This window comes from Mycobacterium sp. (assembly GCF_052143115.1).
Classification (GTDB): domain Bacteria; phylum Actinomycetota; class Actinomycetes; order Mycobacteriales; family Mycobacteriaceae; genus Mycobacterium.
Window position 1 is genome coordinate 25,369 of the sequence record NZ_JBKQTQ010000252.1, and the last position, 24,864, is coordinate 50,232.

Below are 24,864 nucleotides of genomic sequence, written 5' to 3' on the forward strand. Positions count from 1 at the left end.
TTCAGCGCCCGGGGTCAGCTTCGGGCGAGGATGGCCGAAAGCGCTTGGCGAAGCTCACGTTCGGGGTCGGCCGGAAGCCGCGCTGCGCGCCAGCCGACGAAATCGTCTGGCCGCACCAGCAGAGCCCCGTCGGCCGCGAGTCCGGTGGCCTGCGCCCATGCGCCGTCGGGGTCGCGGGCATCGCCCGCAGGCCCGATGCGGCGGACCGTGATCGGGACGCCCAGGGCAGCCGATGCCGCCGCGCCGGCCTCGGTCCACGGGGCACCGTCTTCTCCGGTGAGCAGGGCGAAGCCGCGGCCAATCAGGTCGAGCGTCGACACCCGCCGGCCCCCGTCGTGCACCCAGGCATGCGGGACGCGGGTGCCGGGTTGCGCATGCAATTCGTCCACCAAAGATACGACGTCTGGGTCGGCCGGAGCGGGCTGGTCGGTCACTACCGCGGCCGAGCGGTACTGGTATCCGACCAGCAAGGAGAACATCGACGCCACTTCTTCGGGCGGCAAACCCGGACCCTCGTCTTCCAACCGGAGCAAGCCCACTGTCGGCCCGGTCAGCGACTGGTGAGCGGCAAACCGCCCGACGGGGTGCCGCTCGGCGTGGAATGTGTTCAGCAACGCCGGATGCGCCGTCCCACCCAGGACCGCGGCCAGCTTCCACGCCAGGTTGTGTGCGCTTTGGATGGCAGTGTTGGCTCCCCCAGCCTTGAACGGCGGCATGGTGTGTCCAGAGTCTCCGACGAAAAAGACACGCCCGCAACGTAATTGATCGGCCACCTGCTCGTAGGGTTGCCACGCCGCGGTTTCGATGATCTCGAGGTCGATCGGCTCGCCGACGGCCTTGGTCAACAGTTCGCGGCAATATGGCGGCGTGAATTGTGCTGCCGTCTCTCCCTTGCCGGGGAGGTAGGTGGTGATGAACATGCCGAGGTCGTCCTTGGCCACCAGGAATATGCCGTCCACGTCCGGGTTTTTCACCTGGATGCCATCGCCATCGTTCAGGTGCGAGACGAACTTCCGCCAGGGTCCGCGAAAGTAGATGAACACGACATAAATCGGCAGCGCACCGTATCCAGAGGTGGCGACGCCAAGCCTGTTACGGACCGGGCTGTGCACCCCGTCGGCCGCCACGACATAGTCGGCGCGGATCGTCTCGGACTCGCCGGAATGTAGGTCACGCAGCACCGCCGTGACGCCAGTGTCATCTTGATCGAGAGAGCACAATTCCGTCCCGTAGCGCACTTCATTGCCCCGTCGCCGGGTTTCGGCGAGCAGCATCGGCTCGAGGCTGCTCTGCGGGCAGTACTGCACGGCCGGTTCCGGGCTCAGCTGATCCAAACCGGCGAAGAACGTGTCGATGTCAATGGCCAGTTTTTCTTCTGCGCTGTTCAGCGTCGGCTTGACGACCATGTCTGAAACACGATCCGCGACCGCATGGACCTCGTCGTCTAGGCCTAGACCGCGGAGGATCTCCAAGCTGCGACAACTCAGGTTGCGGGCCTTCGGATAGATGAAGATCTCGCGTCGCTTTTCGACCAATAGAGAACCAACCCCGTGCTTGGCCAGCAGAGCCGATGTGGCAAGCCCACCGGCGCCCGCCCCGACGATCAGAACCGGAACACGTAAGACGTTCATGCTGGTCACCGCCTTCCCCGCGGATATACAAAAACAACAGTAACTACTATATAGTAGTGACTGTCACTTTTGGCTCAGCATCTCTAGAATCTCCTGGGCCACTTCGACCACTCGCTGCCGATCGGCGGCCACCAGACCGATCCGGGTGCGACGATCCACGATGTCGTCGACGGTCAGCGCGCCCTCATGGGTGATGGCGTATTCGAACTCCGCCCGGATCAGGTCGATCCCGTCAGCCACCGGGTCGACCGGACGCTCACACGTGGCAGCAGCGATGACGTGGGCGGCCTCCGCCCCGTAGCGCAGGACCAGCGATTCCGGCAAGCCGGCCAGCCTCTCCTGCGCTGCCACCGTCCACCCTGGATTTGCCGGCGCGCCGACCAACGGCAGGTTTCGGGTCCGGCACTCTCCGGCTGTCAGACCCCGCATTTCGATGGCCCGGTCGAGGACGTCCTGGGCCATATGGCGGTACTCGGTCAGCTTGCCGCCGACCACGCTGATGACGCCGGAGGGCGACTCGACAACGGCATGGTTGCGCGAGACGTCCGCGGTGCGGCCGGCCCCGGTGTCGATCAGCGGCCGTAGCCCAGCATAGGCGCCGATCACATCGGCACTTTCCAGCGCGATACCCAGCGCAGTGTTCACCACGTCCAGCAGGAAGCTCACCTCAGTCGAGGTCGGTTGTGGCACATCAGGAATCGGGCCGGGTGCTTCCTCGTCGGTCAGTCCAAGGTAGACGCGTCCCAGCTGTTCGGGCATGGCGAAAACGAAGCGGTTCAGCTCGCCGGGTATCGGAATCGTCAGCGCCGCTGTGGGATTGCCGAGCGTTGCGGCATCGAAGACCAGGTGGGTGCCGCGGCTGGGACGCAGCTTCAACGATGGGTCGATCTCACCTGCCCATACTCCGGTGGCGTTGATGACGGCGCGCGCCGACATATCGAATGATTCGCCGGTGCGCTGGTCGCTCAACCGCAGCGACGTGCCGGTGACCTCGGATGCGGCGGTATAGGTCAGGATTCGGGCACCCTGCTGTGCCGCAGTACGCGCGACGGCGGCGACCAGTCGGGCGTCGTCGATCAGTTGTCCGTCGTAGGCCAGAAGGCCACCGTCGAGACCGTTGCGCCGAACGGCCGGAGCCATGTCGCTGACACGCTGTGCGGGAATGCGGCAAGAGCCGGGCAGAATGGCCGCCGGTGTGCCTGCCGTCTTACGCAACACGTCGCCGGCAAGGAACCCGGCCCGCACCAATGCCCGTTCCATTCGACCCATCGACGGCAACAGCGGGACCAGTTGCGGCATGGCCCGGACCAGATGAGGAGCGTTGCGCGTCATCAGGATTCCACGCTCGACGGCACTGCGTCTGGCGATGCCGATATTGCCGCTCGCCAGATAGCGCAGCCCGCCGTGTACCAATTTGGAGCTCCACCGGCTGGTGCCGAATGCGAGATCGTGCTTTTCCACCAACGTCACTCGCAGACCACGGGACGCGGCGTCCAGTGCGATGCCGGCGCCGGTAATGCCGCCACCGATCACGACGACGTCGGTCGGCTCGCCATCGGCCAACGCAGTGAGGTCAGCGGTGCGGCGTGCTGCGTCGAGGGCAGTCGACATCATGAGAGGTATCCGTTCAGCGAGTAAGCGAGTTCGGCGGCCAGCGCATCAGCGTCCAGGATCGGGCGGACGATCTGGGCGGATTGAATGGTCGATTGGGTGATCAGCAGCACCATCGCGGCGAGCCGGCGCGGGTCGCCGGGTCGCACGCTGCCATCGCCTTGGGCCGCACGCAGATCATCGGCGAGCGCGTCGATCAGCATCTGCTGGCTGCTGCCGAGGCGTTGGGCGATGTAGACGAGCGCGATCTCCGATCGCAAAACCGCCATCACCAGCTCGTCGCGGCGCAGCCGTTCGGCCACCGCCACGACCCGGTTGACCAACGCCTCGCGGCCGCTTCCGCCCGCCGGAACCTCACCCAACGCGGCGGTGATGTGCCTGGTCAGCAGCGCTGCCAGCACTGAACGGGTGTCTGGCCAGCGCCGATAGACGGTCGGCCGGCTCACGCCGGCCCGCCGCGCGATCTCGGCCAGCGTCACGCGCTCGACCCCGAAATCGATCACACAGCTCGCGGCGGCCGCCAAAATCCGATCCGCGATCTCCACCGGTGCGTTACTGATTGACAGCATATGTAATACTGTAACGGATGTCTGAACAGTTGCTGCCTCCGATGAAATGGAACGCGTGGGGTGACGCGCGCCAAGCCAAACCGCTCTCGGAGGGCATCCGCTCGCTGTTGAAGCAAGCGCTGGGGGTGACGGACTCGACCTCGGCCGAACTCGACGCGGATCAGGTGAAGCTGCGTCCGTCGCAGCTGGCCAACGATCACCGCGAAGCGTTGGCCGCCATCCTCGGATCGGACTACTGCCGCGTCGGCGACCGCGACCGACTGCTGCATGCCGGCGGCAAGTCCACCCTGGATCTGCTGCGGCGCAAAGAATCCGGCGTGCAGGAGGCGCCCGACGCGGTGTTGTTGCCCGGCGGCCCCAGTGGCGAGGACGACATTGCGGCGATTCTGCGGTACTGCTCGCGGCATGGCATCGCCGTCGTCCCGTTCGGCGGCGGCACCAGCGTGGTCGGTGGCCTCGATCCCATCCGCGGCGAGTTCGACGCTGTGGTATCGCTGGACCTGCGGCGCTTCGACCAACTGCTGGCTTTCGACGCGGTGTCCGGAGAAGCCGAGTTCGGCGCCGGCGTCACCGGGCCGCGGGCCGAGCAACTGCTCGCTGAGCACCGGTTTTCGCTTGGGCATTTTCCGCAGAGCTTTGAATTCGCCAGCCTGGGCGGTTTCGCCGCAACTCGATCGTCGGGCCAGGACTCCGTGGGATACGGCCGGTTCGACGACATGATTCGCGGGCTGCACGTCGTTACGCCCGCAGGCGTGCTGGATCTGGGCCGCGCGCCGCAATCTGCGGCCGGTCCGGATCTGCGGCAACTGCTGATCGGGTCGGAAGGCGTCTTCGGCATCATTACCCGGGTGCGGGTTCGGGTGCATCCGTCGCCGGACGTCACGCGCTACGAGGCGTGGTCGTTCCCCGACTTCGCCACCGGGACAGCCGCATTGCGCGCCGTCACCCAGACCGGCACCGGCCCGACGGTGATCCGACTCTCCGACGAAGCCGAGACCGGCGTCAACCTGGCCACCACCGAGACCATCGGCGAGACCCAGATCACCGGCGGCTGTCTAGCGATCACCGTGTTCGAGGGCACCGCGGCGCATGCCGAAAGCAGGCACGCCGAAACCCGGGAGCTCATCACAGCTTTGGGCGGCACGTCGCTGGGCGAAGCCCCGGCTCGGGCTTGGGAGCACGGCCGGTTCGGCGCGCCGTACCTGCGCGACTCGTTGCTGGCCGCCGACGCGCTCTGCGAGACGCTCGAGACGGCCACCGACTGGTCCAATATCCCCGCGCTGAAGACCGCCGTCACCGACGCGCTGACCACCGCGCTGGCCGAATCCGGTACGCCAGCGCTGGTGCTGTGCCACATTTCGCATGTGTATGCCACCGGCGCCTCGCTGTACTTCACCGTCGTCGCCGGGCAACGCGGGAATCCGATTGACCAATGGCGCGCCGCCAAGACCGCTGCTTGCAATGCGATCGTGGCCACCGGCGGGACGATCACTCATCACCACGCGGTCGGAGCCGATCACCGGCCCTGGATGCGTGACGAGGTGGGTGATTTGGGCGTACAGGTGTTGCGGGCGGTCAAATCAACACTGGATCCCGCGGGAATTCTCAATCCCGGCAAGCTCATCCCGTGATGAAGCGCGAAGTCGGCCGGGTGACCGTGCTGACCAATCCGGCATCGGGACACGGAAACGCACCACACGCCGCCGAAAAGGCGATCCAGCGACTGCAAAAGCGAGGCATCGACGTGGTGGCGATCGTCGGCAGCGACGCCGAGCATGCACGTCGGCTGCTGCATGCTGCGGTCGAAAAGGGCACCGATGCCCTGGTGGTCACCGGCGGTGACGGAGTGATCTCCGATGCGCTGCCAGCGCTGGCTTGCACGGATATTCCGCTGGGAATCATTCCCGCCGGTACTGGCAACGATCACGCACGCGAATTCGGCTTGCCCACCAAGGATCCCGCCGCCGCCGCCGATGTTGTCGCCGACGGCTGGACCGAAACCGTCGACCTGGGCAGGATTCGGGACCGCAAAGGAATTACCAAGTGGTTCGGCACCGTTGCTGCCGCAGGATTCGATTCGCTGGTAACCGATCGGGCCAACCGGATGCGCTGGCCGCGCGGTCGGATGCGCTACAACCTGGCGATGCTCGCCGAACTGTCGGCGCTGAGGCTACTGCCGTTCCGGCTGGTGCTCGACGGACGCGACGAGATCGTCACCGATCTGACCCTTGCGGCGTTCGGCAACACCCGCAGCTACGGCGGCGGAATGCTGATCTGCCCCAACGCCGATCATGCCGACGGCCAACTCGACATCACCATGGTGCACTCGGCGTCACGCACCCGGCTGATCCGCCTGTTCCCGACCGTCTACAAAGGCCGCCATGTCGATCTCGACGAGGTGACGACGGCGCGGGCGACATCCGTCGACGTGGAATCAGCGGGCATCAACGCCTACGCCGACGGCGAATACGTCTGCGCGCTGCCCGCTGAAATCTCGGCGGTGCCTGGCGCGCTGCAGATCCTGCGCCCGCGCAGAGCAACACCCTGACCGGGCTTATCCGACCCCACGGCTGAGCCAGGACACCTCGGCGCCGTCACCGCCATCGCGATACAGCTCGAGCGCCTCATCCCAGGCGGTACCCAGCGCCGAATCCAGCTCGGCGGCCAAGGCGTCGGCGCCATCGGCCATCATCGCCCGCAACCGCATCTCGCCGATCATCACGTCGCCGTTGGCGCTCATCGCTGCGCTCCACAATCCCAGCTGGGGCGTGTGGCTGAACCGCTGCCCGTCGACGCCGGCACTGGGGTCCTCGGTGACTTCGAACCGCAGCACCGACCAGGAACGCAAGGCATTGGCCAACCGGGCGCCGGTGCCCACCGGACCGACCCAATTGGTCACCGCACGCAGCTGTCCGGGCATCGCCGGTTGCGGGGTCCACTTGAGGTTGGGCTTGGCTGCCAGCGTCGACGACAACGCCCACTCAACATGCGGACACACCGCGGCGGGCGAGGCGTGGATGTACACCACGCCGGTCGTCACGTCGGCGAACTGGTTCGACGCGCGCATCTGTTGCTCCTTCGGCTCCACGAGGGACGTCTTCCCCAACGACCTGGTGAACCCGACGAGCAGGATGTAACGAATAATTTGTGTCGTGCGTGTCTATTGTGCCTCGTGAGACCCCTGTTGCGCTAGTCCGCGAGGCACTCCGATATCACGGCATCGGCGAGCGCCGGCCAGATCGGCAGTGCCCACTGGCCGAAATCGCGATCTGTGAGCACCACCAGCGCGAGCGTCGCTTCCGGATCTGCCCAGATGAACGTGCCCGTTTGACCGAAATGGCCGAAGGTCCGCGCCGAATTCTTCGCGCCGGTCCAGTGCGGTGTTTTGGCGTCCCTGATCTCGAATCCCAGCCCCCAGTCGTTGGGGCGCTGCACACCGTATCCGGGTAACACCCCTTCCAGGCCGGGAAACTGCACGGCGGTCGCCTCGGCGTGCATCTCCGGCGACACCGTCGCCGGACACAACAGGTCACCGGCGAACGTTGCCAGGTCTGCGACCGTCGACGTCGCCCCGAAGCCGGCCGCCTGCGCGCCCCCGTCGAGCCGGGTGGCTGTCATTCCCAGCGGTTCGAAAACCGCCTCGGTCAGGTAGCGGCCGAATTCGATCCCGGACGCCTGCTGGACGGTTTCGGCCAGCACCGCGAAGCCATAATTGGAATACACCCGGCGGGTGCCGGGCCAGGCAAGCGTGTCAGCGGACTGCATCGCCAACCCCGAGGCATGGGCCAACAAGTGCCGGACCGTCGATCCGGGTGGTCCAGCGGCGGTATCCAATTCCATGGCGCCCTCTTCCATCGCGATCTGCGCGGCCCGCGCCACCAGGAGCTTGGTCACCGACGCCAGCGCGAACTGCCGTCCGGTGTCGCCGTGGCTGGCCAGCATCCCCGAGGGTCCGACCACCGCGGCAGCCGCCGCGGCAACCGGCCAGTCGTCGAGTACGTCAAGTGCGGCCATCGCGGAGGAGCCTACCGACCAAGCACTAGGTTGGTGGGCATGAGTCAGTTAGTGCGCGGCGTGGTTTCACGAAAGAAGGCCGAGCCGGTCGAGGTGGTCGACATCGTCCTCCCCGATCCCGGCCCCGGTGAGGTGGTGGTGGACGTGACGGCCTGCGGGGTGTGCCACACCGACCTCACCTACCGAGAGGGCGGCATCAACGACGAGTACCCATTCCTGCTCGGTCATGAAGCGGCCGGCACCGTCGAGTCGGTTGGAAACGGGGTGACCGCGGTGCGGCCTGGCGACTTCGTGATTCTGAATTGGCGTGCGGTCTGCGGTCAGTGCCGCGCCTGCAAACGCGGCAGGCCGCAGTATTGCTTCGACACCTTCAACGCTGAGCAGAAGATGACGCTCACCGACGGCGCCGAGCTCACACCGGCGCTGGGCATCGGGGCATTTGCCGACAAGACACTGGTGGCTGCCGGGCAGTGCACCAAGGTCGATGCCGAGGCCGACCCGGCGGTGGCCGGTCTGCTGGGCTGCGGGGTGATGGCCGGTCTGGGTGCTGCCATCAACACCGGTGCGGTCACCCGCGACGACACGGTCGCGGTGATCGGTTGCGGCGGCGTGGGCGACGCCGCGATCGCCGGGGCCGCGCTGGTCGGCGCCAAGCGGATCATCGCCGTGGACACCGACAACACCAAACTGGATTGGGCCCGCAAGTTCGGCGCCACCCACACCGTCAACGCGCGCGAATTCGACGTCGTCAAAACCATCCAGGACCTCACCGACGGGTTCGGCGCCAACGTGGTGATCGACGCCGTCGGCCGACCGGAAACATGGGAGCAGGCCTTCTATGCCCGCGATCTAGCCGGAACCGTTGTGCTGGTGGGTGTTCCGACGCCGGATATGCGTATCGACATGCCGCTGGTGGACTTCTTCTCCCGCGGCGGCGCGCTCAAGTCGTCGTGGTACGGCGACTGCCTGCCCGAACGCGACTTCCCCACCCTGATCGACCTCTATCTGCAGGGCCGGTTACCGCTGGAGAAGTTCGTCTCCGAACGCATCGGTCTCGACGGCATCGAGGAGGCATTCCACAAAATGCATGACGGCAAAGTGCTGCGCTCGGTGGTGATGCTGTGATGGCCCCCATCCAGCGCATCGTTACGCATGGCACCTTCGAACTCGACGGCGGCAGTTGGGAAGTCGACAACAACATCTGGCTGGTCGGCGACGATTCCGACGTCGTGGTGTTCGACGCCGCCCACAGCGCGGAGCCGATCGTGGCCGCCGTCGGCGGGCGCAATGTGGTGGCGGTGGTGTGCACCCACGGCCACAACGACCACGTGACGGTGGCGCCGGAGCTCGGCGATACGCTCGACGCGCCGGTACTGCTCCACTCCGGCGATGACGTGTTATGGCGGATGACCCACCCGGACAGGAACTTTCGCGCGGTGTCCGACGCCGACACGCTGACTGTCGCGGGCACCGAGCTGCGAGCGCTGCACACCCCCGGACACTCCCCCGGGTCGGTCTGCTGGTACGCCCCGGACCTGGGCGCCGTGTTCAGCGGAGACACCCTGTTTTCCGGTGGACCCGGCGCCACCGGGCGGTCGTTTTCGGACTTCCCGACGATCCTGCAGTCGATCTCGAGTCGTCTCGGCAAGCTTCCCGCGGACACCGTCGTCTACACCGGCCATGGCGACACCACCAGCATCGGCGACGAGATCGTGCACTACGACGAATGGGTGGCCCGAGGCCATTAGGGGCCGACCGCAGGCTAGCGGCCGTCGAGGATCCTGCGTTTCTCGGTCTCGAACTCCGCTTCGGTCAACGCCCCGGAATCCCGCAGCGATGCAAGTGTTTTCAGCTGCTCCAGCTTTATCGCCTCACCGGTCGGAGCATGCGACGAGAGTGCTGGCTCCGGCGCGCTCACCGACAAATCCGCGTCGATGGGGTCGGTGGGGCTGTACAACGGGAAGGGTTGCTCCGTGGTTGCGAACGGTCGCGTGACCCGCCGGGTTCGCGCCAACCACAACGTCGAGCCGACCAGCCCAAGGGTACCGATGGTGAACAGCCCGACAGACGGCCATACCGACCAGCCGTAGGGACTCTCCTTACCGAACGCCAGGCTTGGGCTAATGAATCCGTTGACCTGACCGTCGGTCTTGATCGTGTACGTGCCGTCGGCCGGAACCTGAACGACCCAGACCCGCCGGTGCGCGTCGTTGTTGATTGTCGTTGTGCCACCATAGCTTTCGGTGACCGCCGGATCTGCAACACCCTGAGGTGCGTCGATATCCATCCCAAGTTGCGGCACCGGCAATCCACCGCCGTTAGGTCCGGAGATGACCTGGGTGTGAAAGCTAACGGTGACTTTGCCGGCCGGCAGGTGCCGGCTGGCTGATCCGGGGATGGGCACCTCACCGTAGGCGTTGTACTTGTCCATCACGAACGCGTTGAGCATCGGCAAGACGATGAAGCCGATTCCCCCGACAATCATCGCCAGGATGGCCAGTGCCAGCGAAATCTTGGCGAGCCGTCTGCTATTCATTCACGCAGTGTGTCACTGGGAGCTGGGCGGCGCCAACGAAACCGCGCCGCCCGGTTTCGCTGAGGCGAGGCGAAGAGGAGACTACGACTCATGGCCCCCAACCTCGTCGCCACCGTCCCCGATCTGTCCGGAAAACTCGCCGTCATCACCGGATCCAACAGCGGCCTAGGATTCGGATTAGCCCGTCGGCTGTCCGCGGCCGGCGCCGACGTCGTCATGGCGATCCGCAACCGCGCCAAGGGTGAGGCAGCGATCGACGAGATTCGCGCGACGGTTCCGGACGCGAAGCTGACCATCAAACCGCTCGACCTGTCGTCACTGGCCGGGGTGGCCGCCCTGGGCGAGCAACTCAACGCCGACGGCCGCCCGATTGACATCCTGATCAACAACGCCGGTGTGATGACTCCGCCGAAACGCGATACCACGACCGATGGATTCGAATTGCAGTTCGGCAGCAATCATCTCGGCCATTTCGCACTCACAGCGCACCTGATGCCGCTTTTGCGTGCCGCGGACAGCCCGCGGGTCGTATCACTGAGCAGCCTGGCTGCGCGCCAAGGCCGCATCCATTTCGACGATCCGCAATTCGAGAAGTCGTACACCCCGATGCAGGCCTACGGACAATCGAAACTGGCGGTGCTGATGTTCGCCCGTGAGTTGGATCGCCGCAGCAAAGAGGCGGGCTGGGGCATCCTCTCCGATGCCGCGCACCCCGGCTTGACCAAGACCAACCTTCAGATCAGCGGGCCGTCCCACGGGCGGTCGAAACCATCGACGATGGAGCAGCTCTACAAGCTGTCGTGGCGCCTGACACCGTTCCTGTGGCAGGAAATCGAGGAAGGGATCCTCCCCGCGCTCTACGCGGCAACGTCCCCGCAGGCCGAAGGCGGTGCCTTCTATGGGCCCCACGGCATCTACGAGGCCGCCGGCGGTGGCGTGGCAGCCGCCAAAGTACCCGCGCGGGCTCGTAACGAGGCCGATTGCCGGCGCCTATGGGATATCTCCGAGAAACTAACCGGCGTCAGTTACCCAAAACCGAACTGACTGCCGTTTGCGCTGCCGGCCATACCCCGGCAGCACAGTTTGGACCCATCACCACAGCGGGTAGTCGTCGAGGAGCGCCGTCGGCAGGCCATAAGTCTCGTCAGGACGGAAAGGTTTATGAGCGCACACGACAACAAGCAAAAGACCTCCTCGGAAACGCCCGAACTAAGCGAGGAAGGTAAAGAAAAAGTCCGCCAGATGCAGGAAGCCTACGACGATGATCGGCCGACGGTAGTGCTGCCCGGCACCGGGGGAACGATCACAGGCGTCGCGATCAACGAATGGCTGGACGACGAGGCCAACCCGAAGTTCGGCAAGGACAAGCCGCAAGACTAACGGAAACCCGGTTCCGGTTCAGGGAAGCCCCGCGGCCCGCGGGGAAATCTCGGAAAACGCGGCGGCTCCGACCCCTGAGTCGTGGTGGGCGCCCCCGTGGTTGTCGGTGCCGAAGTGGTTGTTGTGGTGGGCGCTTCGGTGGTGGTCGTTGTCGTCGGCGCCTCGGTGGTGGTGGACGGGGGTGTCCCGGTGTCCGACTCGGTCGATGACGGCGGACTGGTCGCCGGGGCCTGAGTGTTCGTCGCACCCGACGGAGCCGGCCCTTGGTTAGACGGCGCAGGTGCGGTGCTCACGCTCGGTGCCGGTGTGGTCGGTGCGCTGCCGGAGGTGTGACGCAGGGTGATCATGACCGCGGCGGCGACCGCCAGCACCACAAGCGCGGTGCCGACCATGACCACCGCCGGCCGGCGATACCAGGCGTCGGCAACCGCGCGGGTCACGACGGGTTGGGAGTCGCGATCGACACCGACCTGCGACCGCGCGGCCGTCAGCCCGGTGGTGCTGCCTTGTTCGGGGTACTCGCCGGGCCGGATCGGCATGATGTCGGAGTCGTCGCCGGCCTCCGACCAGGCCAGCGCGGGAACTGGCCTGGGTTCTACCGGAATATTCGAGATCGTCGTGGTATCGGCGACCGTTCCGGCCGCTGTCGGCGCGATCGCTGTCTCGCTATCAGCGGGGCCGCGTGCGGCCCGTAACGCCGCACCAATAGCGGGCGTCAGGTGCGGCCGCGGTGCCGTGATGATAGGTACGCCCAACTGTTGCGACAGGGTCGTAGTGACCGCTGGGATGCTCGCACCCCCGCCCACCAATGCGATCGCTGCCAGATCTTCCGTGCGAATTCCATTGCGCTGCAACGTTTCGTGGACGACTGTGATGAACCCGTCCAGTGGCTGGCGGATCGCGTCGCCGAGTTCGTCGCGGGTGACCCGGATATCGCCACGATAGCCGGGCACGTCAGCGGCCAGCGTGGTCGCGATGGTCGACGAGAGTTCTTCTTTGGCGCGTCGGCAGGCGCCCCGCAGCGGAGTCAGCGAGCCGATCGCCGAGGTCGCCGACGTGTCGAACGAGCCGGCCGAGGACAGATCGGCGACGACGTGGGTCAGCAACGCCTGGTCGATCAGATCGCCGGAGAATTCACCATGCCGCACGGCAGGAACGACCGCCTGGTATCCGTTGGCGGCGTCGATCAGCGCCAGGGTGGTTCCGGTGCCTCCGAAATCGCACACGGCGATGATTCCGCGGCTAGGCACCCCCGGGTTCGCCTGCAGCGCGATCAGCGCTGCCACGGAGTCCGGTAGCAGCGCCAGTCGCCCATCCGACCATTCGGAGACTCTGCTCAACGCGACCCGCACCGCGTCGACTGCCCCCGGCCCCCAATGCGCGGGATGGGTGACCGTGACCGCATCCGGCGGTGCTCGTCCATCTGTCACCGCGTAGGACAGTGCCCGCAGCGCATCGGCGACCAGGGTCTCGCTGCGGTGGGTCGTACCGTCGGCTGCCACGATGCCGGCCGGGTCGCCCACCCGGTCGACGAAGTCGGTGATCACCAGCCCGGGTTCGTTGAGCTTCGGGTTCTCCGATGGCACGCCGACTTCGGGTGGGCGCTGCTGATACAGCGTCAACACCGGCCTGCGGGTCACCGCCCGGTCGGCGGTCACCGCCGCCAAGTTAGTGGCCCCAATCGAGAGGCCTAACGCCGACCGTCCTCCGTCAGCCATATCGTCCAATCCGCGTTGGGGTCACAGTGCCGGTCTCCCCCGCGGGGGCGTCCCCCGACTCCCGCGCATCGGCCACCAATTTATAAGCCGTGTCGATTCTGCCGCAGGCAGCGGTCCGCGGCTCGGCCTTCATCGGATCGTGCCGACCCCCGTGATCAGCGGCAGATCCAGCGGGGTGACCCAGCCCGGCGAGAGTTCGTTGACGGCCGGCACCGCGTTGAGCGCACGCATCCCGGTCGCCAGGCAACCGGCTGCGGCTGCGTCGCGTCCGGAGCCGTCGGTGAATCGAAATGCGGTCTCCTGGTAGATGCTCGGCGTGCCCTCGATGTCGACCCGGTAGACGTCGTCTTTGACGCCCGCCGGCCAGTCCGGGGCGGCGTCAAGGCCGATCCGGTTCACGTGCTCGAGCTGGATGCGGGTCTCGCCGTTGTAGACGCCGTTGATGGTGAACCGGACCGCGGCCACGTGTCCCGGCGGGATGACGCCCTTCGCCGTCTTGCGCTCGTTGGGCGTCACCCACTTGTCCCACGTGGTGGTGATCTCGTCGAGCATGATGCCGGCCGCATGCGCGATCATCGGCACGGTGGCGCCCCACGCGAAGATCAGCACATCGCGGTTCTCCAGGATCGGGCGGAATTCGGGCTCGCGCCCGATGCCCATCTCGTTCTCGTAGTCACCCTCGTAATTGGTGTAGTCCAGCAGCTCGGAGGCCCGTACCGTGCGCACCTCCGAGCACACTCCCATCAGCGTCATCGGAAACAGGTCGTTGGCGAAGCCCGGGTCGATGCCGGTGGTGAAACACGACGCCTCGCCCAACTCGCAGGCCTCGGTGATCGGCTGGATCCAGTTGGGCGGATTCAGATGCATGGTCGGCCAGACCCACGGCGTCATCGCCGTCGAGCAGACGTCGATCCCGGCCCGCAGGAACCGCGTGATCAGCGCGATGTTGTCGTCGGCGTGCGCCGCGGTCGGGCCGTAATGCACCAGCGCATCGGGTTTCAGCGCGATCAGCGCATCGACATCGTCGGTGGCGGTGATGCCGACCGGTTCGGCCAGCCCACAGATCTCGCCGACGTCGCGACCGACTTTCTTCGGATTGCTCACGCCGACGCCGACCAACTCGAACAGCGGATGCTTGACGATTTCGGCGATCACCATCCTGCCGACGAAACCGGTACCCCAGATCACGACCCGCTTAGCCATGCGCCACCTTTCGATCGACGAGTTTTTCTCATCGCGGCGATCCTAGAACCGTACGGTCTTTCCTCGCTGCGATCTCGGTCGCTAATGCGGCGAGTTTGTCTCGACATCGGCCGCCGCCGACGAGCCGGGAAAACGCCGATGGACATGGGCGCTGGGCGTGTGATCGACAAGCAAGCTGAGCAATTCGGGACGACTGTAGTGACCGCTGGAGTCCATGAACGCCTTGCGTTTGTCAATCAGCCCAAAGTCCAGATCGGCGATCACCTCGCCTTCACCGGACCGCAACGGCTTGCCGAGCAGTTCGCCTTGCGGGGTGATGATTGCGGTGAAGCAGCCACCCGATATCGGGTCCGCCGGGCAGCCAGTGTCGGCCATGATCTGCTGTTGCTGGTCGGGATCCAGCCAGGCCGTCGCAGCAACCACGAAGACACCGGACTCGAGTGCGTGGTTCCGCACCTGTATCTCGGTCTGCTGAGAGAACAAGTCGCCGAAGATCGAACCCGGGAACATCGCCGAATGGATCTGCTCGCCGTCCGCGATCAGCGCGTACCGGGCTAGCGGGTTGTAGTGCTCCCAACAGGCCAACTGGCCGACGCGGCCCACCGCGCTGTCGACGGCTCGAAGCCCGCTGCCGTCGCCTTGGCCCCACACCATGCGTTCGTGATAGGTGGGCGTGATCTTGCGGCGACGCTGGATCAGCGTTCCGTCGACATCGAAAAGCAGCTGACTGTTGAACAGTGACCCGCCGTCACGTTCGTTCACTCCGATGGAGACCACCATTTCAGCGTGTCGTGCGGCGTCGCCGATCGCCTCCGTGGCCGACGATGGCACCGTGACGGCCTGTCCCAACAGCCGCATTTGTTCGGCCATCATTTCGTAAGGGCGTTGCACAAACGAAAAATACGGGTAATACGGAACAACGGTTTCCGGAAAAACCGCGAATTGCACTTCCCGCTTTGCCAATTCGTCGATCTTGGTGACAACGCGCTCCACGGTGCCTTCACGGCTGTAGAGCACGGGGCTCAGTTGAACGGCCGCAGCTCGAACAGTGGTCACAGCGCCCGCCCTCTCGTGGTGTGTCCTGCGATAAGAACAGTGTGTGCCTCAAGCCAGCCGTTCGGGCCAGTTGTGCGCCAATCCTTCACTCGGTTTGAAACCTTCCAAAAGGCTGCCTTGACGGCGGCGCAGACGGATACTTGCACCGTCTCAGTCACGAATCATGAGCGTGCGCCAACCCAGCAAGCCCACCGACGGATTCCACGAGAGGCGCCGTATGACGTACATGGGAAAGCCCTATTACCCGTCGTGGTTAGACAACCTGGCCGAAGACGTCACCTTGGAGGCCGCGGCAATGGACGGCACCGCGCACGGCGCCGACGATGTTCGTTCCATCCTGACCAGTGCCCGGCAACTCTATGACCACCAGGAGTTCAATTACGCCGGCCCCTGCGGCGAGGACGGTTTCCTCGAGGACTATTCGAGTTCGGTCCGCGGCATACCCACCTACGTTGTCGTCCGAGTCACCTTCAACGCAGCCGGGCAGACCGAGCGCGTAGTGGTGAACCACCGGCCACGCAGCGCGATGCTGCAGTTTTCCCGCTTGATGCTTGAGAAGTTCGCCGGCACACCCCATGCGAGGCATTGGGAAGATACGCCGTAAAGGATCAACAACGGCAGCAGGACTCGACGACGTCGAAGCGAACGATTCCTGCGGCTCATGAGTCATCGGAGGCACGGCATGGCGTCGACATATTTGGGAAAGCCGTACTACCCGGCGTGGCTGGACAACCTTGCTGACGATGTAACCGGGGAAGGTCCGGCGTGGGACGGCGCCATCCAGGGTGCGGAGGCGGTCCATGAAGTCGTGGTGGCCGCCCGCGAAATATACGAGTTTCAAGAGTTCCGGTACGCGGGTCCGTGCGGGGAGAACAGTTTCCTGGAGGACTACACCTCAGCAGTGCGTAGCATGCCCCTCTTCGTCATCGTCCTGGTCGTTTTCAACACCGCCGGGAAGGCACAACGCCTGGTGGTAAACCACCGTCCGCGCAGCTCCGTGCTACTGCTGTCCAGAGTGATGCTCGAGAGGTTTGCCGGAACACCTCTGGCCAAGCACTGGGAAGGCACACCTTAAGAAGCGAGCGCTGGTACTCGACCGGATCAACGGCGGCGGGCCAACCGGAATGTCATCCTCTCGATCATCCGGTCGCGCAAGGTCAATGTGTGCAGCAAAACCGCGGAAATGTGCGCGGCGATTGCGGCCATCAACGCATACGCGACGACCGAATGAGCTTGCCGCAGCAGCCAAAACAACTGCGCGTCGAACGGTGCGATGCGCGGGAGCCGCAATGAGCCGAACACGACGGCCGGTCCCCCCGCGGCCGAAACCATCGCCCAGCCGATCAGCGGCTGGAGCAACAGCAGCGCATACAGCGACACTTCCGACAGCACGACGATCTTGCGTTCCAGCGCGCCGACCGTGGACGGTAACGGCGGAGCGCGATGGGCCAACCGGTTGACGAGACGCACCAGCACCACCACGAGGATGGTCACGCCCAGCGTCCGGTGGATCATGATCAGCGCGGAGTAGTCGCCGACCGAGTTCACCATCACGAAACCGATGAACAGGCCGCAGAACACCAGCGCGGCCGTCAACCAGTGCAGGACCCTGGTCAACGCCGTGTATTGGCCGGGTTCGGGCGCTGCGGTCACAACGCGACCTTGTCGACCTGTACCGCGGGCGGGCTTCCGGTCTCGCCGGTGCGACGCCGGTACGACGCGGCGTACACGGCCGATCGCGCGCTCAGCAGCGGATCGTCTGACGGCTCGATGCCGGCGGGCAGCACTAGCGGATCGAAGTTGATGTCCCGCGCATTGCCCGGCGCTTCGGTTTGGACAGAGTCGAGCGTGAGCACCCCGGCGTCGACGCTGCGGCGACCGGCAGGCCAGGGCAGCGTCGCATCGTGCGTCGGATCGGACGCCGCGCCGACGGTGAGCACGAAACGCCAGCGCAGTGGGCTGGCCCGCAACTGCCGGACCAGCGCATCGAACAGCGCATTCGGCCCCGACGCGGGTGGCAGCGCCTGTTGCAGCGGAGTCAGCGACCACCGCACCGGCGCCCGCGCGCCGGATGCGTTGACGAAGTAGAAGGCGTTCAACCCGCTGTACACACTATCGGCGAAGCCGGTTGTCGGCGGATGCTGCTTGACGATGGCCATGGCCCGCGCCGTTTCCGGATGTGCGGCCAGGAATTGCGCCATTGCCGTCGGATCGGGCTCGCCAGTTCCGGGAACGGCGGCTGAAGCGATCAGCCGGTCGTAGAAGCCTTGCGGTGAATTGTCCAGGAAGACTGGAAGATTCAGTGTGGCCATCCGCCACTGCTCTCCGCCGGGGAAGCCGAACACCAGTCCCAGCCCGCGCGCGGTCGACGACGCATCAGTGGCGTGCGGATTGCCGCCGGCCAACGAAAACCGTCCGGTCACCGGGGTGCGACCGGACGCGAACACCACCGCCTTCGACAGCGTGCTGCCGTTGCCGTTGCTGTCGAAGTAACCGGTGACGGCGACTCCCTTGGCGTGGTTCTTGCGAAACCCAGGTTGTCGACCGAACACCTTGGCAAAGCCGTTGAGGAAAACCCCCTGCGTCAGCCGCGCGGGACCGATCCATTTGTTCGCGTAGAGCAGTGCACCCAGGTCCGCCGCCAGGAAGGCTCCGACCACCGCGGCACCGAGCAGTACATCACGTCTGGCAGGACGCGCGGTGCCCCATCGTCCGGCGTCCTCCGGCTGTTCAGTCATCACTAGCCTTTACGACGGTCAGCTGACATCGGTTCAAGCATGGCCGCCGAATGGTCGGCTCGGGGTGAAAAGACCCGAAAACATCCCCACGCATTTGGCCAGAGTGACACTATGTCGCGGGAGGATGACCATGAGCACACGTCCGATCAAGGCCCGCACAGGTTCATCGATCCTGCTTGCGGTGCTGACCGCTTCCGCGACCACGGTAGGGATTTGCGGGGCGGCGAACGCAACGGGCCCGCAGTCCCAGGTGACCTATCAGTTGACTGGCAGCGCTCCGGTGGCTGACTACATCTCGTATCAGACCGACACCGGCCAGACCGGCCAGACTCAGCAAGCACACGTGCCATTGCCATGGCAGACGCAGTTCACCGTTACCGGTTCCAAAGTCTTCGTGCTCAGCGCGCAGAGCCCCGGCTCGATCACGTGCACGATCCTGATCGACGGCAAGGTGGTCAGCCAAGCGACTGCGAACGGGGCACCCGCCCGCACCGTCTGCTCGCACTGACGGTTCGACCGCGCGGGCGAAATCACCGATTGGCGTCGACCGGTCTGCGTGGTTTCGGTGGTGGGTAGACGACGCGCGCGATGCTCGCCGACAGCCAACCGATCGCCCACCCACCGGCGAATACCGCAAAAGTGTGCCGGGTGGCGTCGCCGGCGTGAGTCCACACCGTCGTCAGGATGACGGCCCAGACAAAGGCACAAGCGATGCTGTAGCCGACGTATGTACCAGAATATTTGCGCAACAAGCGAATTCGCTCAGTCAGGCCGGATCGGAATAGTGACATCCGGACACGCGGCGGAAGCTTGTCGTTGCCGTAGGTGTCGTCCAGCATGGCGATCAACCCCTCGCCGTATCGGCGGCGCCAGGCCGCGGGGTACCAGCGCAGGACGCCGCTGACGTCGCGCGGATTCATTGCGCCCACCCGGCGTTAGGAGCATGCAATGAGATCCCGAGCCGGCGGGCACCCTCGGCCGCAATTGCCCCCAGGCTCCGCACCGCTGTGGTCAGTTCGGCCCGTCCCGCGGCGGTCAACCGATACGGACGCCTCCGCTCGTCGTGGCCCGCCGGTTCGATCAGGCCGTGTTCCTCCAGTGCGGTGATCGCTCCATAGAGCGTTCCCGGCCCGAGCGTCACGCCGGCGAATCTCTCGATATCGCGTGCCAACGCGTAGCCGTGCTTAGCGCCCGAAGCCAGGCTGGTCATGATCAGCACCCCCGGGTCGTTTCGCCTGCCGAGCTTCCGGGCCGGTCGAGAACCGCGTGCCATACCGGCTAACATTAGTACGTGCTACGTATTACGGCAAGCGTAGTACGACCCGATGACCCAGCGGCCATATCCATGGCCACTGGACTGTTCTCGACTTAGTCGATAGCGTCTATCACTTGATAGTAACTATCGCTATCATCAACCGCAGGGTGAGGTGACCATGCCCACACACCGCTCATCGGTCCTGATAGCCGGCGCTGGGATCGGCGGTCTTTCGATGTCCGCCATGCTTGGCCGCCGAGGCGTTGAGTCCCTCTTGGTCGAAAAGCGCCGTGCGACTTTCATATACCCAAAGGCCCGCAACCTCAACTTCCGCAGCTTGGAGATATTGCGCCGTCTGGGCGTCGGAGATGCGGTAGACGCCGTCGCCGAACACATTTCGACGATGGTCTGCAAAGAGACGCTCAGCAGCCCCGAACAGAGCGGGGTATTCGATGCGGCGTCGATGCTTTCCAGCGCCGAGGGGCTCAGCCCCGAAGCGCATGGAAGATATTGTCCGCAAAGCAGACTGGAACCGATCTTGCTGGATGAAAGCCGTCGGCTGGGCGGCGAGGTGCGATACCGCACAGAACTGAAGTCGTTCAAACAGGACGATACGGGCATCGTCGCGACGATCAAAGACCTTGACACCGGTATGACGTCGGACGTGTTCGCCGACTACCTAGTGGCCGCCGACGGCACCCACAGCCCGATTCGGGAGAAGCTGGGCATCAGCACATCTGGCTTCGGCCGGCTGCCGATCTTCGTTGTCTTTATGTATTTTCGCGCGCCGTGGCGTCAATTCGTCCCCGACTTGGGCGACGGCGACGGTATCCAGATCGCCAATCCGGACGTCAACGGAATACTCATTGTGGCCAAAGACGACCTCGGTGTTTTTGCGGCCACCTACTTTCCGAGTCGGGGTGAAACCGTTGACCAGTTCACACCGCAGCGCTGCCGCCAGATGCTGCTCGCAGCCATCGGGTCGCCAATCGACGTGGAAATTGTGGACGTCGGACCTTGGCAACCCTCCGAACAAGTCGCCGATCAATTCCGTTGCGGCAGAATCTTTCTCGTCGGCGACTCGGCCCATACCATGCCCCCGTTGAAGGGCGGCGGGGCGAACAGCGCGATCGAGAGCGCGCACAACCTGGCATGGAAACTCGCAGCGGTGCTGAAGGGGACGGCGGGTCCCGGGCTACTTGACACCTACCATGCCGAGCGGCATCCCGTCGGACGTTTCGCGGCGCGGCAGTCGCTGACCGGGCCGGCCATGTCGTTTCTACCGTTGGAGGACGACCGGCCAAAGCTGCCCGCCGAAGAAGATCTGCCTTTGTTTTACATGATCGCCGGATACAAGTACTGCTCGTCTGCGGTGGTGAGCGACCAGGCGACGCCGGCGGACCCCGACGCGGTGCAGCTGGTCGAGACCGAGGAACTGCGGGGGGAACCCGGCACCAGGGTGCCGCATGCCTGGGTGCAGGGCGGCGAGGGTCCCCGCGTGTCCACACTGGATCTGCTCGGGCGGGGCTTCACGCTGTTCGTCGGTTCAGCCGGAACGCCATGGACGAAAGCAGCCGACGCGGTGTGCAGATCGCTCGGTGTCTCGGTTGACGTCCGCAGTATCGGCGCCGACGCCGACTTCCGAGACGTCGATGGTCGATGGGCCGCGCTCACGGGCCTCCGCCCGGATGCTGCGCTGCTCGTGCGCCCCGATGATTTCGTTGCCTGGCGCACCGACGACCTCCCCAAATCCCCGGAAAACGCGCTCAACCAGGCAATGTGCCGCATTCTGGGCCGATGACGCAGCCCGAAACCGTCGCGTGTCTGGGCTCGAGCACGACCGCCGCAAAGGGCACCTATAACTGGATCGATGAACTGGTCAAGCGACCGCAAAACAGCCGGTTTCGATTCGTCAACTTCGGCGTGGGCGGTGACCTGTCGTTCAACATCGCCAGGCGGCTCGACCCGGTAATACGCATGGCACCGGACCGGGTCATCGTGCTGATCGGGACCAACGACATCCTGGCGAGCGTCTTTCCGAATTTCCGACGATTCACCCGCGCCTGGAAGCGGGTCTCTCAAGATCCCTCGCCCGCACACTTCAAAGACAACCTCGAGCTGATCACCCATCGCCTGCAGCAGGCCACCCACGCCAGAATCGCGCTGAGTTCCGTGGCGCCCGTCGGAGAAGCTCTTCGATCAAGCGATGCCGTTCAGTTGCGGCTCAACGATCTGGTTGCCGCCTACAACGGCACCATCGCCGACGTATCACGCAGCAGCGCCTGCTACTACATTCCGTTTTACGAGTGCTTCTGTGATCAACTCACCCGCTCAACGATCGCCAAACCGTTTACCCGGTTCTCCTTCGCTGCGTTCTACCGCGACTACCTATTCCGCGAAATGATTCTGCGACGAAGTTTCGATCAGATCTCGCAGAGAAACGGCTGGGAACTCCACATCGACGGCATTCACCTCAACACCAAGGGTGGCCGCATCCTCACCGACGTCGTTCAGCAGTTCCTCGACTCGCCTTCAAGATCGGCCGGGGCGGTTTAGGCTCGCGCCTGTAGCCCGCTCAACGACGAGGACGGTCGACATGAGCATTGCGACTCGAGCTAACGGCACGGCGCCGCCCGAGGTGCCGCTCGCCGATGTCGACCTGGGCACGTGGGACTTCTGGGCACTCGACGACGATCTGCGCGACGGGGCGTTCGCCACCCTACGGCGTGAAGCGCCGATCTCGTTCTGGCCTGAGCCCGTCCAAGAAGGCTTCCAAGCAGGCGGCGGACATTGGGCGCTGACCGGACTCGACGACGTGTTCTACGCCAGCCGCCACCCCGAGATCTTCAGCTCCAGTCCCAACATCACCATCAACGACCAGACGCCAGAGGTATCCGAGTACTTCGGCTCGATGATCGTGCTCGACGACCCGCGGCATCAGCGGCTGCGATCGATCGTCAGCAGGGCTTTCACCCCGAAAGTGGTGGCCCGCATCGAGGCATCGGTGCGCGAGCGGGCCCACCGGCTGGTCGCGTCGATGATCGCCGCTCATCCCGACGGCAACGGCGAGGCGGTCAGCGAGCTGGCCGGGCCCCTGCCGTTGCAGGTCATCTGCGACATGATGGGGGTCCCCGAGGAGGACCATCAGCGGATATTCCACTGGACCAACGTGATCCTCGGCTTCGGCGACCCCGATCTGACTACCGAATTCGATGAGTTCGTTCGGGTTTCGATGGAGATCGGCGCCTACGCCAGCGCGTTGGCGGAGGATCGTCGCGTCAATCACCACGACGATCTGACGACGAGCCTGGTGGAAGCCGAGGTAGACGGCGAGCGGTTGACCTCGGCTGAGGTCGCGTCGTTCTTCATCCTGCTGGCGGTCGCCGGCAACGAGACGACACGCAACGCGATCAGCCACGGTCTGCTCGCGCTGACGCGTTACCCCGAGCAGCGGCAGGCCTGGTGGGCCAACTTCTACGGCGTATCGCACTCGGCGGTCGAGGAGATCGTCCGCTGGGCGTCGCCGGTGATCTACATGCGACGCACGCTCACCCGCGACTTCGAGCTGAGTGGGACGACGATGGCCGCCGGGGACAAGGCGACGCTGTGGTACTGCTCCGCCAACCGCGACGAGTCGAAGTTCGTCGACCCGTGGAAGTTCGACGTCACCCGCAACCCGAATCCGCACGTCGGCTTCGGTGGCGGCGGCGCCCATTTCTGCTTGGGGGCCAACCTGGCTCGTCGCGAGATCCGCGTCATGTTCGAAGAACTGCACCGCGAAATACCCGATGTCGTCGCGATCGAAGAGCCTGCACGGCTGCTGTCGCCCTTCATCCACGGCATCAAGACGCTGCCGATTGCCTGGACTCCGCCCGGCTGATTCCAGCCCATCGCGCAACGTCAGAACCGTATAGTCGGCGCAAGCCGAAGGGTGGTAATTGAACGGAGGAAACCCCTTGAGGACCGTGAAGACAACGGCACTGGGCGTCGCGCTCGCCTCAGCCGCGATAGCCCTCGCGCCTGCTGCCGGAGCCGGGATGCTGATCGGCAACTACGAAGTGCATACCCCGAGGGATCCGGGACACTCCTGGATGTGGGAGGTCAGGCAGTGCGGCTTAGACCAGGTGACCTACACCCCTGACTGTGTCCATGTGAATGCCACGCCGAGACCTAACGGGCAAGCGACACCGTGGATCGCAGATGCGCACCTCGCCAATGGTCGCTACACGATGGTCGTCGACGTGCCCGACGGCGTGCGCTGCATCGTGTACTTCCTGCCGTCGCACGACACCTATTCATGGGACATGGTGACGCTCGTCGGTTCGGTGGACTCCACTTTCGACGCCGGTTGCGGCGGCGCACCGGGCGGGAAGGTTTCCTACCCCTTCACGCTGGTGCGAACCTAAAGCCACACCGGGTCGAGGGTCCCGACCATTGCCGATACGGTATGGCAATATTGTACCGTGCGTGTACATTTGGTCGCTAAATCCCTTGCCGTTGTTGTCGTTATGACGTGGGCATTTCTCGGTGTTTTCATTCCATCCGCATCCGCCGAGGGCTGCCCGACGTGGAAGCGATATTCGCCAGGGGTACCACTGAGACACCAGGCGTCGGAGGAATCGGTCAGGCATTCGTCGATTCACTGCAGTCGAAGGTCGGCCCGAAGTCGTTCGGGGTATACGCGGTCGATTACCCGGCCAGCACTGACTTTCACACCGCGCTCGACGGTATTAAAGACGCGGGCGATCATGTCGAGTCCATGGCGGCCAGCTGTCCGAAAACGAAGATGGTGCTCGGCGGATATTCCCAGGGCGCGGCCGTGATGGGTTTCGTCACCTCGGCGGCGATACCGGACGGGGTCGATGCCGCTGACGTACCGAAGCCGATGCCAGCCGATGTGGCCAACCATGTCGCCGCGGTCACCCTGTTTGGAGCGCCGTCAAACCGGTTCATGGATACGGTCGGGGCGCCGCAGGTCGTCATCGGCCCGCTGTATCAGCCCAAGACCCTCAAGTTGTGCACCCCTGACGACCCGGTCTGTTCTGATGGGGGCGACTGGGCCGGACATGCGGCCTACGCCGACGACGGGATGGTAGACCACGCAGCGAATTTCGCTCCAAGTCATCTTTAATGCGGCCGAAACTTATTCTCTT

26 protein-coding genes and 1 pseudogene are annotated in these 24,864 nt (G+C 64.9%); 14 read left to right on the plus strand and 13 right to left on the minus strand.

Going from position 1 to position 24,864, the window contains the following annotated elements; translation table 11 throughout:
• Window positions 1-14: 14 nt before the first annotated feature.
• The 3 genes from ACLQI9_RS24970 to ACLQI9_RS24980 all read right to left on the minus strand — a co-directional run bounded on the left by ACLQI9_RS24970 (window position 15) and on the right by ACLQI9_RS24980 (window position 3,811).
• Complete coding sequence (locus tag ACLQI9_RS24970) at window positions 15-1,631, minus strand: FAD-dependent monooxygenase (protein ID WP_442377346.1); 1,617 nt, start codon at window positions 1,629-1,631, stop codon at window positions 15-17.
• A 63-nt stretch (window positions 1,632-1,694) separates the two neighbouring features.
• Window positions 1,695-3,245, minus strand: coding sequence for a glycerol-3-phosphate dehydrogenase/oxidase (locus ACLQI9_RS24975; protein ID WP_442392338.1), 1,551 nt, complete (start codon window positions 3,243-3,245; stop codon window positions 1,695-1,697).
• Window positions 3,242-3,811: a TetR/AcrR family transcriptional regulator gene (locus ACLQI9_RS24980; RefSeq protein WP_442377342.1), complete on the minus strand. Its 570-nt coding sequence runs from the start codon at window positions 3,809-3,811 to the stop codon at window positions 3,242-3,244. Before ACLQI9_RS24980 ends, ACLQI9_RS24975 begins: the two co-directional genes overlap by 4 nt.
• Before the next feature lie 41 nt (window positions 3,812-3,852).
• Here ACLQI9_RS24980 and ACLQI9_RS24985 point away from each other — a divergent pair, with 41 nt between their 5' ends.
• Both ACLQI9_RS24985 and ACLQI9_RS24990 read left to right on the plus strand, forming a co-directional pair.
• Window positions 3,853-5,442 carry an FAD-binding oxidoreductase gene (locus tag ACLQI9_RS24985; protein ID WP_442377404.1) on the plus strand — a complete coding sequence of 530 codons (1,590 nt, stop codon included), beginning with the start codon at window positions 3,853-3,855 and terminating at the stop codon, window positions 5,440-5,442.
• Complete coding sequence (locus ACLQI9_RS24990; protein ID WP_442377340.1) at window positions 5,442-6,359, plus strand: diacylglycerol kinase; 918 nt, start codon at window positions 5,442-5,444, stop codon at window positions 6,357-6,359. Before ACLQI9_RS24985 ends, ACLQI9_RS24990 begins: the two co-directional genes overlap by 1 nt.
• A gap of 6 nt (window positions 6,360-6,365) precedes the next feature.
• On the opposite strand, the gene ACLQI9_RS24995 is transcribed toward ACLQI9_RS24990, so the two are convergent.
• Together ACLQI9_RS24995 and ACLQI9_RS25000 are read right to left on the minus strand one after the other, a co-directional pair.
• Window positions 6,366-6,878: a DUF3145 domain-containing protein gene (locus ACLQI9_RS24995; protein WP_442377338.1), complete on the minus strand. Its 513-nt coding sequence runs from the start codon at window positions 6,876-6,878 to the stop codon at window positions 6,366-6,368.
• Window positions 6,879-7,000: 122 nt separating this feature from the next.
• On the minus strand, window positions 7,001-7,825 hold the full coding sequence (locus ACLQI9_RS25000; protein ID WP_442392339.1) for a serine hydrolase domain-containing protein: 825 nt from the start codon (window positions 7,823-7,825) through the stop codon (window positions 7,001-7,003).
• 39 nt (window positions 7,826-7,864) lie between these two features.
• Between ACLQI9_RS25000 and ACLQI9_RS25005 the strand changes: the two genes are divergently transcribed.
• Both ACLQI9_RS25005 and ACLQI9_RS25010 read left to right on the plus strand, forming a co-directional pair.
• Window positions 7,865-8,950, plus strand: a complete 1,086-nt coding sequence (locus tag ACLQI9_RS25005; RefSeq protein ID WP_442392340.1) for an S-(hydroxymethyl)mycothiol dehydrogenase — start codon at window positions 7,865-7,867, stop codon at window positions 8,948-8,950.
• Window positions 8,950-9,573, plus strand: a complete 624-nt coding sequence (locus ACLQI9_RS25010) for an MBL fold metallo-hydrolase (protein ID WP_442377333.1) — start codon at window positions 8,950-8,952, stop codon at window positions 9,571-9,573. The genes ACLQI9_RS25005 and ACLQI9_RS25010 overlap by 1 nt, the downstream gene beginning before the upstream one ends.
• Window positions 9,574-9,587: 14 nt before the next feature.
• Here ACLQI9_RS25010 and ACLQI9_RS25015 read toward each other — a convergent pair whose 3' ends face one another.
• Window positions 9,588-10,361: an SHOCT domain-containing protein gene (locus ACLQI9_RS25015; protein ID WP_442377331.1), complete on the minus strand. Its 774-nt coding sequence runs from the start codon at window positions 10,359-10,361 to the stop codon at window positions 9,588-9,590.
• A gap of 90 nt (window positions 10,362-10,451) precedes the next feature.
• On the opposite strand from ACLQI9_RS25015, the gene ACLQI9_RS25020 reads away from it, so the two are divergent.
• Together ACLQI9_RS25020 and ACLQI9_RS25025 are read left to right on the plus strand one after the other, a co-directional pair.
• The gene (locus tag ACLQI9_RS25020; RefSeq protein ID WP_442377329.1) at window positions 10,452-11,405 is read left to right on the plus strand and encodes an SDR family oxidoreductase; all 954 of its coding nucleotides are present in this window, start codon (window positions 10,452-10,454) and stop codon (window positions 11,403-11,405) included.
• A 117-nt stretch (window positions 11,406-11,522) separates the two neighbouring features.
• Entirely contained in the window at window positions 11,523-11,741 is a 219-nt protein-coding gene (locus ACLQI9_RS25025) for a hypothetical protein (protein ID WP_442377327.1), read from the plus strand.
• Here the strand turns inward: ACLQI9_RS25025 and ACLQI9_RS25030 are convergent.
• The 3 genes from ACLQI9_RS25030 to ACLQI9_RS25040 all read right to left on the minus strand — a co-directional run bounded on the left by ACLQI9_RS25030 (window position 11,738) and on the right by ACLQI9_RS25040 (window position 15,718).
• Window positions 11,738-13,399, minus strand: a complete 1,662-nt coding sequence (locus ACLQI9_RS25030) for an Hsp70 family protein (protein ID WP_442377326.1) — start codon at window positions 13,397-13,399, stop codon at window positions 11,738-11,740. The genes ACLQI9_RS25025 and ACLQI9_RS25030 overlap by 4 nt on opposite strands.
• A 189-nt stretch (window positions 13,400-13,588) precedes the next feature.
• Window positions 13,589-14,662 carry an NAD(P)H-dependent amine dehydrogenase family protein gene (locus ACLQI9_RS25035; protein ID WP_442377324.1) on the minus strand — a complete coding sequence of 358 codons (1,074 nt, stop codon included), beginning with the start codon at window positions 14,660-14,662 and terminating at the stop codon, window positions 13,589-13,591.
• An 81-nt stretch (window positions 14,663-14,743) separates the two neighbouring features.
• Complete coding sequence (locus ACLQI9_RS25040; RefSeq protein WP_442377323.1) at window positions 14,744-15,718, minus strand: nitrilase-related carbon-nitrogen hydrolase; 975 nt, start codon at window positions 15,716-15,718, stop codon at window positions 14,744-14,746.
• Between the two features lie 163 nt (window positions 15,719-15,881).
• On the opposite strand from ACLQI9_RS25040, the gene ACLQI9_RS25045 reads away from it, so the two are divergent.
• Together ACLQI9_RS25045 and ACLQI9_RS25050 are read left to right on the plus strand one after the other, a co-directional pair.
• Window positions 15,882-16,322 carry a hypothetical protein gene (locus tag ACLQI9_RS25045; protein WP_442392341.1) on the plus strand — a complete coding sequence of 147 codons (441 nt, stop codon included), beginning with the start codon at window positions 15,882-15,884 and terminating at the stop codon, window positions 16,320-16,322.
• A 78-nt stretch (window positions 16,323-16,400) separates the two neighbouring features.
• Entirely contained in the window at window positions 16,401-16,793 is a 393-nt protein-coding gene (locus tag ACLQI9_RS25050; protein WP_442377320.1) for a hypothetical protein, read from the plus strand.
• Between the two features lie 26 nt (window positions 16,794-16,819).
• On the opposite strand, the gene ACLQI9_RS25055 is transcribed toward ACLQI9_RS25050, so the two are convergent.
• Both ACLQI9_RS25055 and ACLQI9_RS25060 read right to left on the minus strand, forming a co-directional pair.
• Complete coding sequence (locus ACLQI9_RS25055) at window positions 16,820-17,371, minus strand: cytochrome b (RefSeq protein WP_442377318.1); 552 nt, start codon at window positions 17,369-17,371, stop codon at window positions 16,820-16,822.
• Window positions 17,368-18,456, minus strand: a complete 1,089-nt coding sequence (locus tag ACLQI9_RS25060) for a catalase family peroxidase (protein ID WP_442377316.1) — start codon at window positions 18,454-18,456, stop codon at window positions 17,368-17,370. The genes ACLQI9_RS25055 and ACLQI9_RS25060 overlap by 4 nt, the downstream gene beginning before the upstream one ends.
• 130 nt (window positions 18,457-18,586) lie before the next feature.
• On the opposite strand from ACLQI9_RS25060, the gene ACLQI9_RS25065 reads away from it, so the two are divergent.
• Window positions 18,587-18,964, plus strand: a complete 378-nt coding sequence (locus ACLQI9_RS25065) for an MmpS family transport accessory protein (protein WP_442377314.1) — start codon at window positions 18,587-18,589, stop codon at window positions 18,962-18,964.
• Window positions 18,965-18,986: 22 nt separating this feature from the next.
• On the opposite strand, the gene ACLQI9_RS25070 is transcribed toward ACLQI9_RS25065, so the two are convergent.
• Together ACLQI9_RS25070 and ACLQI9_RS25075 are read right to left on the minus strand one after the other, a co-directional pair.
• Window positions 18,987-19,376 (minus strand): hypothetical protein, encoded by a 390-nt coding sequence (locus ACLQI9_RS25070; protein ID WP_442377312.1) that lies wholly within the window; start codon window positions 19,374-19,376, stop codon window positions 18,987-18,989.
• Complete coding sequence (locus tag ACLQI9_RS25075; protein WP_442377310.1) at window positions 19,373-19,729, minus strand: PadR family transcriptional regulator; 357 nt, start codon at window positions 19,727-19,729, stop codon at window positions 19,373-19,375. Before ACLQI9_RS25075 ends, ACLQI9_RS25070 begins: the two co-directional genes overlap by 4 nt.
• Window positions 19,730-19,889: 160 nt before the next feature.
• On the opposite strand from ACLQI9_RS25075, the gene ACLQI9_RS25080 reads away from it, so the two are divergent.
• The 5 genes and pseudogenes from ACLQI9_RS25080 to ACLQI9_RS25100 all read left to right on the plus strand — a co-directional run bounded on the left by ACLQI9_RS25080 (window position 19,890) and on the right by ACLQI9_RS25100 (window position 24,842).
• Entirely contained in the window at window positions 19,890-21,512 is a 1,623-nt protein-coding gene (locus tag ACLQI9_RS25080) for an FAD-dependent monooxygenase (RefSeq protein ID WP_442377308.1), read from the plus strand.
• Window positions 21,509-22,267 carry an SGNH/GDSL hydrolase family protein gene (locus ACLQI9_RS25085; RefSeq protein WP_442377306.1) on the plus strand — a complete coding sequence of 253 codons (759 nt, stop codon included), beginning with the start codon at window positions 21,509-21,511 and terminating at the stop codon, window positions 22,265-22,267. Before ACLQI9_RS25080 ends, ACLQI9_RS25085 begins: the two co-directional genes overlap by 4 nt.
• Window positions 22,268-22,307: 40 nt before the next feature.
• Complete coding sequence (locus ACLQI9_RS25090; protein WP_442377304.1) at window positions 22,308-23,591, plus strand: cytochrome P450; 1,284 nt, start codon at window positions 22,308-22,310, stop codon at window positions 23,589-23,591.
• A gap of 100 nt (window positions 23,592-23,691) precedes the next feature.
• Window positions 23,692-24,117 (plus strand): hypothetical protein, encoded by a 426-nt coding sequence (locus ACLQI9_RS25095; RefSeq protein ID WP_442388886.1) that lies wholly within the window; start codon window positions 23,692-23,694, stop codon window positions 24,115-24,117.
• 57 nt (window positions 24,118-24,174) lie between these two features.
• Window positions 24,175-24,842: pseudogene (locus ACLQI9_RS25100) on the plus strand (cutinase family protein).
• Window positions 24,843-24,864 lie beyond the last annotated feature (22 nt).